Origin of the sequence: Salinirussus salinus (assembly GCF_009831455.1) — an archaeon.
GTDB classification, from domain to species: Archaea; Halobacteriota; Halobacteria; order Halobacteriales; family Haloarculaceae; genus Salinirussus; species Salinirussus salinus.
In genome coordinates, this window is record NZ_WOWO01000002.1 from 920,301 (window position 1) to 933,454 (window position 13,154).

The 13,154-nt window shown below is 69.6% G+C and carries 15 protein-coding genes; 9 read left to right on the forward strand and 6 right to left on the reverse strand.

Annotated elements, in window-relative coordinates; all coding sequences use genetic code 11:
• Positions 1-54 precede the first annotated feature (54 nt).
• Positions 55-1,377, forward strand: a complete 1,323-nt coding sequence (locus GN153_RS17680) for an ABC transporter permease (RefSeq protein WP_236544768.1) — start codon at positions 55-57, stop codon at positions 1,375-1,377.
• Complete coding sequence (locus tag GN153_RS07970) at positions 1,374-2,468, forward strand: ABC transporter ATP-binding protein (RefSeq protein WP_159901503.1); 1,095 nt, start codon at positions 1,374-1,376, stop codon at positions 2,466-2,468. The genes GN153_RS17680 and GN153_RS07970 overlap by 4 nt, the downstream gene beginning before the upstream one ends.
• Here GN153_RS07970 and GN153_RS07975 read toward each other — a convergent pair.
• On the reverse strand, positions 2,461-2,868 hold the full coding sequence (locus GN153_RS07975; protein WP_159901505.1) for a desampylase: 408 nt from the start codon (positions 2,866-2,868) through the stop codon (positions 2,461-2,463). The two genes, GN153_RS07970 and GN153_RS07975, sit on opposite strands and share 8 nt — an antisense overlap.
• 87 nt (positions 2,869-2,955) lie before the next feature.
• Here GN153_RS07975 and GN153_RS07980 point away from each other — a divergent pair, with 87 nt between their 5' ends.
• The gene (locus GN153_RS07980; protein ID WP_159901507.1) at positions 2,956-3,282 is read left to right on the forward strand and encodes a ubiquitin-like small modifier protein 1; all 327 of its coding nucleotides are present in this window, start codon (positions 2,956-2,958) and stop codon (positions 3,280-3,282) included.
• Here the strand turns inward: GN153_RS07980 and GN153_RS07985 are convergent.
• Positions 3,270-3,686: a MoaD/ThiS family protein gene (locus GN153_RS07985; RefSeq protein WP_159902228.1), complete on the reverse strand. Its 417-nt coding sequence runs from the start codon at positions 3,684-3,686 to the stop codon at positions 3,270-3,272. The genes GN153_RS07980 and GN153_RS07985 overlap by 13 nt on opposite strands.
• 161 nt (positions 3,687-3,847) lie before the next feature.
• On the opposite strand from GN153_RS07985, the gene GN153_RS07990 reads away from it, so the two are divergent.
• The 3 genes from GN153_RS07990 (at position 3,848) to GN153_RS08000 (ending at position 4,978) form a co-directional block, all read left to right on the forward strand.
• Entirely contained in the window at positions 3,848-4,234 is a 387-nt protein-coding gene (locus tag GN153_RS07990) for a hypothetical protein (RefSeq protein ID WP_159901509.1), read from the forward strand.
• A 95-nt stretch (positions 4,235-4,329) separates the two neighbouring features.
• Positions 4,330-4,596 (forward strand): hypothetical protein, encoded by a 267-nt coding sequence (locus tag GN153_RS07995; protein WP_159901511.1) that lies wholly within the window; start codon positions 4,330-4,332, stop codon positions 4,594-4,596.
• A 19-nt stretch (positions 4,597-4,615) separates the two neighbouring features.
• The gene (locus GN153_RS08000) at positions 4,616-4,978 is read left to right on the forward strand and encodes a hypothetical protein (protein WP_159901513.1); all 363 of its coding nucleotides are present in this window, start codon (positions 4,616-4,618) and stop codon (positions 4,976-4,978) included.
• 43 nt (positions 4,979-5,021) lie between these two features.
• On the opposite strand, the gene GN153_RS08005 is transcribed toward GN153_RS08000, so the two are convergent.
• The 3 genes from GN153_RS08005 to GN153_RS08015 form a co-directional block, all read right to left on the reverse strand.
• A complete protein-coding gene (locus GN153_RS08005) occupies positions 5,022-5,381 on the reverse strand; it encodes a hypothetical protein (protein ID WP_159901515.1) in 360 nt (119 codons plus the stop codon).
• Positions 5,382-5,468: 87 nt separating this feature from the next.
• Entirely contained in the window at positions 5,469-7,409 is a 1,941-nt protein-coding gene (locus GN153_RS08010; RefSeq protein WP_159901517.1) for an aldehyde ferredoxin oxidoreductase family protein, read from the reverse strand.
• A 239-nt stretch (positions 7,410-7,648) separates the two neighbouring features.
• A complete protein-coding gene (locus GN153_RS08015; RefSeq protein ID WP_236544770.1) occupies positions 7,649-9,640 on the reverse strand; it encodes an SLC13 family permease in 1,992 nt (663 codons plus the stop codon).
• A 99-nt stretch (positions 9,641-9,739) separates the two neighbouring features.
• On the opposite strand from GN153_RS08015, the gene GN153_RS08020 reads away from it, so the two are divergent.
• On the forward strand, positions 9,740-10,168 hold the full coding sequence (locus GN153_RS08020; protein ID WP_159901519.1) for an acyl-CoA thioesterase: 429 nt from the start codon (positions 9,740-9,742) through the stop codon (positions 10,166-10,168).
• Positions 10,169-10,263: 95 nt separating this feature from the next.
• Positions 10,264-10,746 carry a cyclic pyranopterin monophosphate synthase MoaC gene (gene moaC, locus GN153_RS08025; RefSeq protein WP_159901521.1) on the forward strand — a complete coding sequence of 161 codons (483 nt, stop codon included), beginning with the start codon at positions 10,264-10,266 and terminating at the stop codon, positions 10,744-10,746.
• Positions 10,747-10,779: 33 nt separating this feature from the next.
• On the opposite strand, the gene moaA is transcribed toward moaC, so the two are convergent.
• Positions 10,780-11,772, reverse strand: coding sequence for a GTP 3',8-cyclase MoaA (gene moaA / locus GN153_RS08030; protein WP_159901523.1), 993 nt, complete (start codon positions 11,770-11,772; stop codon positions 10,780-10,782).
• Between the two features lie 143 nt (positions 11,773-11,915).
• Here moaA and GN153_RS08035 point away from each other — a divergent pair, with 143 nt between their 5' ends.
• Positions 11,916-13,127 (forward strand): molybdopterin molybdotransferase MoeA, encoded by a 1,212-nt coding sequence (locus GN153_RS08035; protein WP_159901525.1) that lies wholly within the window; start codon positions 11,916-11,918, stop codon positions 13,125-13,127.
• Positions 13,128-13,154 lie beyond the last annotated feature (27 nt).

Genomic DNA, 13,154 nt, shown 5'->3' on the forward strand with positions numbered 1-13,154 from the left:
CGGACACCGCGGGCTCCGTAACACTATCGTCTCACAGGCGAGCTAACCCAATCCATGGCAACCATCGAGGGCTCCTGGTACCGGTCGGGTCGGCTCCGTCGCGGGTCAGTCGCGGCCGCCTTCCTCCTCGCCCAGCTGGTGGCGGTCGCGGTCGCCTACCGGGCCGGGCGACCGACGCTCTATGCCTTCTTTCTCGTCTTCAGTACGGCCGCGGCCGCCTACGCCGTCGAGCACGACGGCGGGACGCTGCTCGCCCTCGTCCGGTTTCTCGTCGTCCAGACCGGCGCGCTCGGGGTCGCCGTCCTCGCCGAGCGCGGCGTCGCGCTCACCACGACCGGTCGCGTCGAGGTGGGGTTCCAGCTGTGGGCCCTCCTGCTCGTCGGCTTCGCCGTTCCCGGCCTGCTGTACGTGCTGCGGCGGGCTGGCACCTGGTCGGCCGGGGCCGTCGGCGTCGTCGGCGTGGTCCTCCTCTCGGCGACCGCCGCGTTCGTCGTCGGCGGCGGGTTCGCGATCTTCCTCCCGCTGTGGGGCGTTCTGTACGTCGTCCTCGGCGTTGTTGCGGTCGCGTACACGCTCAGGGGGAGTCTTTTCACCGTCGCCACGGCGACTCTGGGGAGCGTCCTGATGGTCGCGCTGGGCCTGCCGCTTGCGCTGTTCGTCGCCAGGCAGGCCCCGTCGGTTGTCGTGGAAAAAGCGCTCGACCCGAACGTCCACCGGATGCTCTACCTGGGCATCTACGGCCCGCTCCTGGCTGCGCTTCTCAGCCTCGTCTGTGGCATCCCGCTCGCGCATCTCCTCGAGCGCGGATTCACCGGTCAGGCGCTCGTCGAAAGCCTCGTCGACCTGCCGCTGGTCGTCCCCCACAGCGTCGCGGGCATCATCATCCTCTTTGGCTTCGGACGTGGAGGTGCGTTCCCCAGCGTGCCGGTGCTCGGTACGGTCGTCGGGATGGTGCTGGCGATGACGTTCGTCAGCGCCCCCTACGCCGTCAACGCCACCCGCGAGGCGTTCGAGGCTATCGACGACCGCCTGGAGTACGCATCCCGCATCCACGGCGCGAACCGCTGGCAGACGTTCCGTCGCGTCACAGCGCCGCTGGCCGTCCGGGGGATCGTCACCGGCGGCGTGCTCGCGTGGGCGCGGGCCGTCTCCGAATTCGGCGCCGTCGCGGTCGTCGCCTACACCGTCGACTTTTTCTACCCGCTGGCGGGCGAGTCGGTCCGGGCCCAGCACGCGCCCGTGTTCGTCTACAACACCTACCTGCAGGGCGGGCTCACCGAGAGCGGCGCCGTCGCCTTCCTTCTTTTGGGCGTGTCGGCGCTCATCTTCCTCGTCGTCCGCTGGCTCACCGGCGACACCGGAGGGGTCCTCGGGTGACGCTCGAGGCCGACATCGCGGCGACGTTCTCGGCCGACGGCGCGGAGCCCTTCGTCGTCGACGCCGCCTTCGAGGTCGAACGCGGCGAGACGCTCACGATACTCGGGCCGAGCGGCAGCGGCAAAACGCTGCTGCTCGAGTCCGTCGCCGGGTTTCACGCCCACGACGGACGCGTCGCGCTCGACGGCCGACCCCTCAGCGACCGCCCCCCGGAGCAGCGGGACTTCGGCTTCGTCTTCCAGGACTACGCGCTCTTTCCCCACGCGACCGTCTCCGAGAACGTCGCCTTCGGCCAGCGGTACCTCGGGCCGTCGTGGTGGGAGCGGGCCAGGGAGCTGGCGACCGGCGACGACAGGCGCTCGCGGCTGCGGGCCCTGGTCCGCGACGACGGGCGGAGTCGGCGGGAGCGACTCCAGCATCTGGCGCGACTCCAGCGCGAGGGGCCGGACGCGCCGGACCCGGCGCGGTTGCTCGAGGAGTTCGGCATCGACGACCTCGCGGACCGGTACCCGCCGACGCTCTCGGGGGGCGAGCGCCAGCGGGTGGCGCTCGCGCGCGCGCTGGCGGTCGAACCGGAGGTCCTCCTGCTGGACGAGCCCCTCTCCTCGCTGGATGTCCCGACCAGACAGTCGCTCCGGCAGGACCTGCAGGACGTCCTCGCGGATGTGACCGCGGTCTACGTCACCCACAACCGGACGACCGCGCGCGCACTCTCCGACCGCATCGTCGTCATGAACGACGGCCGGGTCGTCCAGTCGGGGTCGCCGGAGGCGGTGTTCGAACGCCCGGCCTCGCCGATGGTCGCCCGCTTCACGGGCGCGAACTGCATCCCGCTCGCGGACGTTCCCGGTCTCCGGGACCGCCTCGACGTCACCGCGGAGTACGTCGCTATCCGGCCGGAGGCGGTAGGTCTCGCCGACGACGGGGACCTCCGCGGGGCCGTCGAACGGGTCGTCCGCGAGGGCGCTTCCTCACGGGTGACCGTCGACGCTGGAGAGGCGCGCATCGAGACACTCACCGAAAGTCCGCCGGCCATCGGGGCCGACGTGGCGTTGCAGTTCCCCCGCGACCGGCTGCACCCGGTCAGCTGAGCGCAACCGCCTCCCGCGCGAAGCGTTCGCCCGTCCAGCGCCACGACCCGACGTATGGCCACTCCCCGTCGAGGACGACGATGAGGTACGAGCGCTCGGTCCAGGTCGCCCGCCGCCGGTCCGTGGGGCTCGGCTCCGCCGGCCCGTGCGGGTGCGAGTGATAGAAGCCGACGACCTCCTCGCCCGCTGCCTCCACCTCCTCCATCAGCGCGAGCTGTTCGGCGGGGTCGATGCGGTACTCGGTGCGGGGGTCGGCGGCGACGTTCTCCGCCCGGCGGAGCGTCCGCGCGTGGCTCGTCGCGCCGCGCTCGCCGCCGAGGACGCCACACACCTCCGCCGGTGCGCCCTCGCGTGCGTGGTCGATGGCGGCGTCGTAGACCTCGCGGGTCAGCCGGAGCATACCGGGGCTTCGGTCCAGGAGTCCAAGAGGGTACTCCCGGCCGGCCGCGGCGACGCCTTTTATGACATCCGGCCCCCACCCCGGCACATGGAGATCGAGATGCGGTTTTTCGCCAACTTCCGGGATGCAGTCGGCCAGAAGACCGTCACGCGGGAGTTCGACGGGGAGACCGTCGGTGACCTCCTGCAGGACCTCGCCGCGGAGTACCCCGGGATGGACCTGTTCGAGGACGACGGCAGCCTCCGGGACTTTCTCACGATCATGAAAGGCGGCAAGGATATCGCCCACCAGGAGGGACTGGACACCCCACTCGAGGACGGGGACACCGTCAGCGTCTTCCCGCCGGTGGCTGGCGGGAGCGGGCGCGAGGACCAGAGCAAAACGGGACTGTCGTCCCGTGCTCAGCAGCAGTAGATGAACGGGTAGATCATCGCGACGCGGTCGCCGTCCTCCAGCTCCGTGTCGAGCCCGTCGAGGTGCTCGTTGAACGTGCCGTTGACCGCGACGCGGGCGTACACCCGTGTCTGCTCGCCTTCGGGGTTCTTCGCGTAGTTCTCCCCCGGCAGCGACTCCAGCTCCGGCGCCCACCCCTCAGTCGTCGCCTCCTCCTCGGTCTCCGCGATGAGCATCTCCCCGACGTCGTAGTCCTCGAAAAACGCCTCCAGGAAGTCCCGGAGGGTGCCCCCCTCGAAGGTGTACTCGACCCGCGGCTCGCCGACCGCCGTCCGGACGTGACCGGTACACCGCGCCTCGACTGTCGTCCGGACCGGTGTCCCCGGGTCGGCCTCGCTCGCCCCGGCGTCGCGTGCCTCCTGCATGTGCGTGTTGCTCATACGACACACTACCGGCACGGGCGACAAGTCCGTTTGCCGGAACATGTTCGGCCAGTCAGACCGACCGGGCCGGGACCGAGTGAGCGTGGGTGCTCACGGGCCGGCACTGCCGGACGATTTATGGAGCGAGCACGCCGAGAGCCGGTGTGGACGAACTCGAACTGACGATCCCGGAGGGTATCGTCGACTCGCTGCCGGCCGACAGCGACGACACGAAACAGGACATGGGCAAGGCCGTCGCCGGCTGGGAGCGCGAGCTCAACGCCGCCCTCACCGTCGAGAACGAGGACGAGGCAGTCAGCGCCGTCGTCGACATGATCGAGCACTTCCAGGAGCGGTGGGAGGCCTACGACGAGTTCGTGGTCGAACTGCGCGCCTGGGGGCAGTCGCCCATCTACGCGATGGCCTGGCGTGACCTCCACGCCGCGGTGCTCCAGCAGGTCTACGACCACGAGGACCTGGCCGACCGGATCGACCGCGAGCGCAACTTCCGGGCGGTCGACGACGGGATCCGCCCCGGCTCCGGCGGCTGAACGGCCGCGAGAACTCGCCGCGGACGGTGAACGTCGGGCCTCTCCCGCGCACGCGCCCGACAGCTTTAGCCCCCTGCCGCCGCTACCGGGAGACGATGATCGAGCGCGAACGGAGTTACCGCGGGATCTCCGCCAGGGCCGCGGTCGGCTATCTCGAAAATCTCGGCGGCGAGCGGGTCGAGGACGGGATCGTCGAGGACAGGGACGGCAGCTGGCGGGCCTCCCTCTCCGAGGAGAAGGTAGACGTCGGACCCTCGCTGAAACTCACCGAAGTGACGGTTGCCTTCGAAGGTGAAAGCGAGGACGCCCTGGACCGTCTGGTCGAGGAATTCTCCCAGAAGGCGATCCGTGCGGGCGGCTGACAGGTCTTCCTCCACCCCCATGTCCGAGCAGACCCATCCAATCGAGGGGCAGGTCGTCCTGCTGGCCGGCGCACAGGCGAGCGTCACGCTCCAGGCACTCTCCGCGCTACTCGAAGACGCCCAGCGCCACCTCGTCGACCGCCGCGAGGACTACGGCCGCCGCTTCGAGCGCGTCGAGGCCGGCAGTCGGACCTACTATCTGGCCGACGCGAACCACTGGGAGCGGGTCGGAGAAGAACTCGGACTCGGCGACAGCGAGGCGGACGCCGTCCGGCGGGCTCACGGGGCACAGTTCCGGCGGGACGGCCGCCGGCTCGACCGGAAGGCGGAGTTCGAGACCGCGATGGAGATCCGCGACCCCGTCGCCATCGCGTCGCCCTGAGCCGGCGGCGCCGGCCAGGTGCCGGTGTTAGGGGCGGTGCCGGTCACTCCGCGAGCTCGATCGTCTCGACGACCTTCTCGGAGAACTCCACCTCAGTGAGGTCGCCGTTGTGCAGCCGGTCGAGCCACGCCGCCTCGACGTGCCATCGGCCCCGCTCCTCGCCCTCGAAGTCGGTCACCACGGCGTCGATGTCCGCCCCGCTCCAGTCCTCGTCGTGCAGGTCCCGGAAGACGTTGATCACCCGTCCCACCTCGCGGTGGGGGACCACGCCCTCGCTGTCGGCGGAGATCGACTCGTAGGTGACCGCGTAGCCCCCCTCCCGCTCGACGACCTCGTCGACGTAGACGCCGTGGCTGGTCAGCCGCGACTCTACGCGGAACTCGAAATCCTCGTCGTCGGTCATACCCGCAAGAAGGTGGCTCGGGACCGTAAGTGGTCGGCTCCGGACCGCCGGTCCGGACCGGGCGCCGGTGGGTGGCTCGCGGCGGGCTCAGTCGTCGGCGGGTGCCTGCGAGTCGCCGCCGGCGGAGACGCCGGTGCCGGGCCCGACCTCGATGCCGAGCTCGTCGAGCTTCTCGTCGGGGACGACACCGTCGACCCAGCCGCGGACCTCGTAGTACTCCGCTTTGAGCTGGTCGAGTTCGGCGAGCTGACCCTCGCTGCCGCCCTGGGCCGGGATGGCGTCATCGTGACCCTCGACGAAGCGGCCCGGCAGGTCGTCGTCGTCGCCGTCGAAGCCGGCGAGGTTGTTGTAGTACCGCTCGAGATTGTAGATGCGCTCGCCGGCCTCCAGCAGCTCCTCCTCGCTGACGTCGCGTCCGGTCATCCCGTTGTACTGGAGGACGTACTCCTCGATGCCCTCCGCGAAGGCGTTGAACTTGCAGATGTCGAAGGAGTCGGAGATGGCGTGCATGTCCTGGAAGGTGACACAGAGCTCACCCTTCCCCTCGGGCTCGTGGGGGTCGACCTGCTCGAGGATGCCCAGGATCTCCGCGGCTGGCGTGTACCCCCGGAGGTGACAGGCCCCGCGGTTCGAGGTGGCGTAGCCGATGGCCATCCCCTTCATGCAGCGGGGGTCGTAGGCGGCCATCGTCTGGCCCTTCACGGCGAGGGAGTTCTCCTCTGCGTCGAACTCCGCTTCGAGGTGGGCGGGGCCGCCGGCAAGGTGGTCGGCGAACTCCGTCTCCCGGTGGGCGATCCGGTCGAGCAGGTCGACCATCTCCGAGGAGTCGCCCCAGTCGAGACCGTCGCCCTCGACATCGTCGAACTTGCCCTGCTCGGTCATCTCCATGGCCATCGCCATGGTGTTGCCGGCGTCGATGGTGTCTATCCCGAGGTCGTTGCATCTGTCGACCATCAGGACGGAGTCGTCGAGGTCGGTGTGCGCGGAGTTGGGGCCGAGCGCCCAGGCCGACTCGTACTCGAAGGACTCCATCCGGACGTTCATCTCCTCGCCTTTGTGCATCGCCTGGACCTCGACCTCCTTCTTGCAGGCGACAGGACAGGAGTGACAGGTCGGTTCGTCGACCAGGATGTTCTCCCGGACGTGCTCCCCCGAGACCCGCTCGGCGTCGATGTCCACACCTTCGGAGTCGCTCATCGACCGCGTCGAGGAGTACCGGCCGTTCTTGGTCGGGAGGCCGTCCATCTCCTCGGTGACGTTCATCAGGACGTTGGTCCCGAACATCGAGAGCCCGCCCTCGTTGGGCGCGGTGACGTCCGACTCCTGGATGAGCTGCATCGCCTGCTTGTGGCCCTCCCGGAAGGTCTCGGGGTCGGCGGGCTTTTGCATCTCCGTGGAGGACTTGACGACGACCGCCTTGAGGTTCTTCGACCCCATGACGGCGCCGGTCCCGCCCCGGCCGGAGGCGCGGTCGTCCTCGTTGACGATGCAGGCGTAGCGGACCTCGTTCTCCCCGCCGGGCCCGATGGCCATCGCCGAGAGGTTCTTGCCGTACTCGCCGCCGATCTCGTCTTCGATCTCCGCCATCGTGTCGTGGACGCCCCACCCCCAGAGGTGGGAGGCGTCCCGGAGTTCCACCTCGCCGTCCTCGACGTAGGCGTAGACCGGGTGCTCCGCTTTCCCTTCGAACAGCAGGCCGTCGAAGCCGGCCCACTTCAGCCGCGCGCCCGACCAGCCGCCGTGGTGGGAGTCGGTCACCTGCCCCTTGATCGGCGACTTGGTGCAGATGGCGATCCGGCCGCTCATGGTGACCTGCGTCCCCGTGAGCGGGCCGTTCATGAACGCGATGAGGTTGTCCGGCCCCAGCGGGTCCACGTCCGGCCCCTGGTCGAAGACGTACTTGACGCCGAGCCCGCGCGCACCGATGTACTTCTTCGCGTCCTCGTCGTCGACGCCCTCGTAGGCCACCTCACCCTCGCTGAGGTCTACCCGCGCCACGTGGTCGTGGAAGCCACCTAAGTCGGTCATGATAGTCCACTGCAAACCAGGGACCGCAACGCACTTAACGATTCGGTCCGGCTGCCGCCGAAACTGTCGTATTCCCGGGACAGAACGGTTGAGTTGCCGATATTTCGCTACAGACACAACGGTGGCTCACGGGTCGTCTCCGGGGGCACGGCCCGGCTGTGAGGGAGAGCAAACACCGTCGACCACGCTAGAACGACTCACAGAAGCGGTGTCGGGTTCGGACGGCAGCGGCCCCGCTGTCAGGCCGCCCAGGGCGGGAGCGCCGTGACGTCGATCCCCCACGCGAACGGCAGCCAGGTCAGCGAGAGGAGGATGATGAGGAGGACGCCGAGGAGGTTGAGGCCGAACCCGGTCCGGACCATCTGTGGCATCGTGATGTATCCCGACCCGAAGACGACGGCGTTCGGCGGCGTGGCGACGGGGAGCATAAAGGCGAAGGAGGCGGCAGTCGCGCCGGCGACCATGACCGCGTAGGGGTGGACCGAGAGCCCGAGCGCCAGCGACGCCAGGACCGGCATCAGCATCGCGGTCGTCGCGGTGTTCGACGTGACCTCCGTCATGAAGATAGTCAACACGACCACCACCGCGACGACGGCCAGCATCGAGGCCCCCTCGAGTGCGCCCAGTTGCTCGCCGATCCACACCGCCAGCCCCGTCTCGTCGAAGGCGCTCGCGATCGAGAGTCCGCCGCCGAACAGCAGGATGACGCCCCAGGGGATCTCAAGCGCCGTCGTCCAATCCAGCAGGAAGGTGAGCTCCCCCTCCGAGTCACGCGCCGGGATCAGAAAGAGCGCGAGCGCCCCGGCGACGGCGATAGTGCTGTCGTCGACCATCGGCAGCACACCCTCGACCACCAGGTCCTCCGAGAGCCACCCCAGGACGACGAAGTCGTTGATCACGTAGGGCCGGGAGATCCACGCCAGTGCCGTGAGTCCGAACACCGCGAGCACCAGTTTCTCCTCGCGTTTCATCCCGCCGAGAGCCTCCAGTCGCTCGTCGATGACGCCGACACCGCCGGGAACCCGGTCGATCTCGGGCCTGATCAGAAACTTTGTGACGTAGACCCAGATGAGCACCACGCCCACGACGGCGATCGGGATCCCGTAGGTCATCCACTGGAAGAAGGAGACCTCCTGGCCGAACTGCGCCTCGACGACGCCCGCGAAGACGATGTTCGGCGGCGTTCCGATGAGCGTGCCGACGCCGCCGACCGACGCCGCGTAGGCGATACACAGCATCAGCCCGGTGCCGAAGTCGAACTCCCCCTGTTCGACCGTGACTGACGGGTCCTGCTGGCGGACCAGGTCAGCGACCTGCAGGACGACCGCCAGACCGATAGGGGTCATCATCACCACCGTGGCCGTGTTCGACACCCACATCGAGAGGAACGCGGTCGCGGCCATGAACCCGAGGATGATCCGGGTCGGACTGGTGCCGATCGCGCGGATCGTCCGGAGCGCGATCCGCCGGTGGAGCCCCCACCGCTGGAGGCTCACCGCGATGAAAAACCCGCCGATGAACAGGAAGATCAGCGTGCTCGCGTAGGGTTGTGTGGCGCCGCCCGGCTCGACTGCGCCGGTCGCCGGCAGCAAGACGACCGGCAACAGCGACGTGGCCGGGATCGGGATCGCCTCGGAGATCCACCACACCGCCACCCACGCCGTGGTCGCGCCGACGGCCTGCCCGGCCGGGGAGAGCCCCTCGGGAGTGGGGGCGGCCAGAAGCACCACGAACAGCAGGGGGCCGAGCAGGAGACCGATCTTCTGTCGGCGGCTGTAGCGCCCGCCGGTGTCGAAGGACGACCCCTCTTCGGTCCGGGCGAACCCGGCGTCGAAGTCGCCAGTCTCGTCGTCTTCGGGGGTGTCCCCGCCGGTCTCGTCGTCGGGGTCGTCCCCGCCGTTCCCGCCGTCGCCGGGGGCGTTCCCCCCGTTGCTGCTCGGGCCGCCGCCGTCCGGACCGCTACCGCTTCCCCCGCCACCCTGGCCACCGGAGGAGCCGCCACCTCCCCCACCGGGTGACGGGCCGCTCGTGCGTGCCGGGCCCTGGCCGGCCCCGGCCGGGGGTGACCGGTCGTCCCCGAACAGCCGTTCGGCCAGTTCCCGCTCCCGCTCGTCCATCCCCGGCGAGTTCTCCAGCAGCGCAACGGGCTCCATTCGGAGCAGCCGTCTCGTCTCCCGGTCCAGCCGCCACAGATGCCGCCACAGCCGGCCGGCCCGTGACCTGTCGGCCATGCGTCACAATTGCGCGACCACGATCAAAAGCCTGTGGTGGACCGGCCTGATGGCAGACCGACCGGCACGGTTAACTACGCCACGGGCGCCACCCGGTGTATGGACCTACCGGAGATCTGGGAAAACAGGGTCCGGTTCGAGGAAACCGACCGGCAGGGCATCGTCTTCTACGGCAACTACGTCACCTTCCAGGACGAGACGGTCACGCAGTTCTTCCGCGAGACCGGCTTCGACTACACGGAGCGACACCAGGAGTGGGACGTCCACGTCGTCAACGTCGACCTGAACTATCACGGCCAGGCGGACGTCGGCGACGAACTCGTCCACGGCGTCCGGGTCGAGTCGTTCGGCACCTCGAGCATGACCTTCGAGTACGCCGCCCACCGGGCCGACGACGGCTCTCTCCTCGTCGACGGGTCGGTCACCCACGTCGCGGTCGACGGGGAGACCCGGGAGCCGACTCGGATCCCCGATGACTTCCGGGCGGCCGTCCGGGAGTTCCAGGACGAGCCACCCGTGGAGTCCTGACGGCCCGGCGCTGCCGCGCGCCACGTGCCGGGGCTGAGAGGCAAGCTAGGACCCGGAGAGGCAAGCTACAACCCTCCCGCGGACGAACGGCAGGTATGAGCGACGACCTCACACACACCGACGAGACAGGCGAGGCGCAGATGGTCGACGTGGGCGACAAGCCCGACTCCCGGCGGCGGGCGGTCGCCGCGGGCCAGCTCGAACTGCGGCCGTCGACCGTCGAGGCGGTCCGGGACGACGAGGTGGAGAAGGGCAACGTGCTCGCTACCGCCCGCGTCGGCGCCGTTCAGGCGGTCAAACACACCTGGGAGACGGTCCCGATGTGTCACCAGATCCCCATCACGAACGTCGATACCGACTTCTCGCTGGACGCCGAGGCCGGGACCGTCGACCTCGAGGTCGCGGTCGAGACGACCGGCAAGACCGGCTGCGAGATGGAGGCTCTGGAAGGGGTGACGACGGGACTGAACGTCGTCCTTGACATGGTGAAGGCGGCCGAGAAGAATGCGGACGGACAGTACCCCGAGACGCGGCTCACCGACGTCCGGGTCGTCGAGAAGGTGAAGCGGTCGGTCTGACGGTCGGTGCTCCGCCAGCGCGGCCCCGGGTGGTCAGTCGTCGGCGGTCGCGGGCTTTCTGACGTACTTCTCGTTGAGCACCCACTCGCCGTCCTCCTCGACGAGGTACTCGCCGTAGTAGGGGACGCGGTTCGCGACGGTCTCCCGGAAGGTCTCCCGGATCTCGGGTTTGGTCATCCCGCCCATCGGACGGTGGTCGTCGCCGCGATTGAGGCAGCCCTTCAGCTTGCCGTCGTGGGTCACCCGGACGCGCTCGCAGTTGGCACAGAACTCCTCGTTCTCGACGGGGTCGACGATCTCTACCATCCCCTCTCCGTCCCCGTCCTCGGAACTCACGTAGTAGCGCCGGCGGTCGTGCATCTCGCGGTGTTCGACCCGGTCGGCCTGCTCCTCGAGCCAGCCGTGGACGCGGTCGATGTCGACCGCCCACTCCGGATTGCCGACGAGCTCGGGCATGTACTCGATGAGCTGGAGCTGGAGGCCGTCGTTTGCGGCGACGTGGTCGACCATCCGGGGAATGTAGCCCGCGGTCGCCTCGAAGACCACCATGTTCAGCTTGACGGGAGCGAGGCCCGCCGCCAGCGCGGCCTCCACGCCCTCGATGACCTGGTCGTAGGCACCGCTTTTGGTTATCTGTGCGAAATCGTCGGGGTCGAGTGCGTCCTGGGAGACGTTGACCCGTTCCAGCCCCGCTGCCTTCAGGTCCGGCGCCCGACCGGGGAGGAACGTGCCGTTGGTCGTCATCGAGACCTCCATTCCGTCGGGGGTCCGGCGGATGATCTCCTCCAGGTCCTGCCGGAGCATCGGCTCGCCGCCGGTGAACTTGACTGCCTCGACGTCGAACTCCCGGGCCACTTCCAGGAAGCGGACCACGTCGTCGGTGTCCATCTCGTGGTCCTGCGCGTCCATCGGCCCGCGGGTGTCGCCGAGCCCCTCGTTGTGACAGTAGACGCAGTCGAAGTTACACCGGTCGGTGAGCGAGACCCGCACGCCAGAGACCGCCCGGCCGAAGTCGTCGACGAGCATCGATCGTTTGTGATTCTACGTCCACGGGCTAAAGTCTGTCCCACAGTCACACGGAGTGATCGAGTGGACAGGTCGACCACCAGGGCCCAGCGGACGGTCGAGCGGAGGGCCAGCTTTTCGGTCGCCGACCGCTAAGGCGGGGTATGACCCACGAGTTCGACGACGTCGCGCGCCTGGCCGAGGCCCGCGAGCGCCTGCGGGAGGTCGTGACACCGGACGAGGCCGAGACGGTCCCCGTGGGAGAGGCCGCCGGCCGGACCCTCGCCGCGCCGGTCCGGGCGCGGCGGGCCGTCCCCCACTACGAGCGGGCGGCGATGGACGGCTACGCGGTCCGCGCGGCAGACACCCAGCGTGCCGGCCGGTCACCGGTCGCGCTCGACCCGGCCGGGGACGAGGTCGGCCCGGGGGACGCGGCCCAGGTCCACACCGGGAGTCCGCTGCCCGACGGCGCCGACGCCGTGGTGATGGTCGAGCGGACCCGCGAGGTCGGCGACACCGTCGAGGTGTCCTCGAGTGTGACCCCCGGCGAGAACGTCGCGCCGGTCGGCGAGGACGTCGGCGCCGACCAGCACCTCTACGACGCCGGCCACCGGCTGACCGCCGCGGACCTCGGCCTCCTGCGGAGCGCCGGCCACGAGGAGGTCGAGGTCTACGAGCGTCCGCGGGTCAGCGTCGTCCCCACTGGCGAGGAGCTCGTTCCCGCGGGCGAGGAGCCCGAGCCCGGCGAGATCGTCGAGACCAACGGGCTGGTGGTCTCCCGGCTCGTCGAGCGGTGGGGCGGGGAGGCGACCTACCGCGGGGTCGTGACCGACGACGTCGACGCGCTCGGGGCGGCCATCGACCGCGACACCGACCACGACGTCGTGGTCACGACCGGGGGCACCTCCGTCGGCGAGCGGGACCTGCTCCCGGCGGTCGTCGGGGAGCGTGGCTCCGTCGAGGTGCACGGCCTGGCGGTCAAACCGGGCCACCCCGCCGGCTTCGGCGTGGTCGACGACACGCTCGTGTTAATGCTGCCGGGCTACCCCGTCTCCTGTCTGGTCGTCGCGACACAGCTGCTCCGGCCGGCGGTCGCCCGCGCCGGCGGGTTCGAGGCCGACCCGATACCCGAGACCGCCGGCGTCCTCGAGCGGAAGATAGCGAGCGAACCCGGCGTGCGCACCTTCGCCCGCGTCTCCGTCGAGGAGGTCGGGGGGGGCGGCGAGCGGTCGATGGTGACCCCCACCCGGACGTCGGGGGCGGGCGTCCTCTCGAGCGTGACGCTGTCGGACGGGTGGGTCGTCGTCCCCGAGGACTCGGAGGGGTACGAGGCCGGTCGGGAGGTCGCCGTCGAGCGCTGGGACTGGGAGCCCTGACCGGAGCGAAAAGAAGGGCTGAGCGAA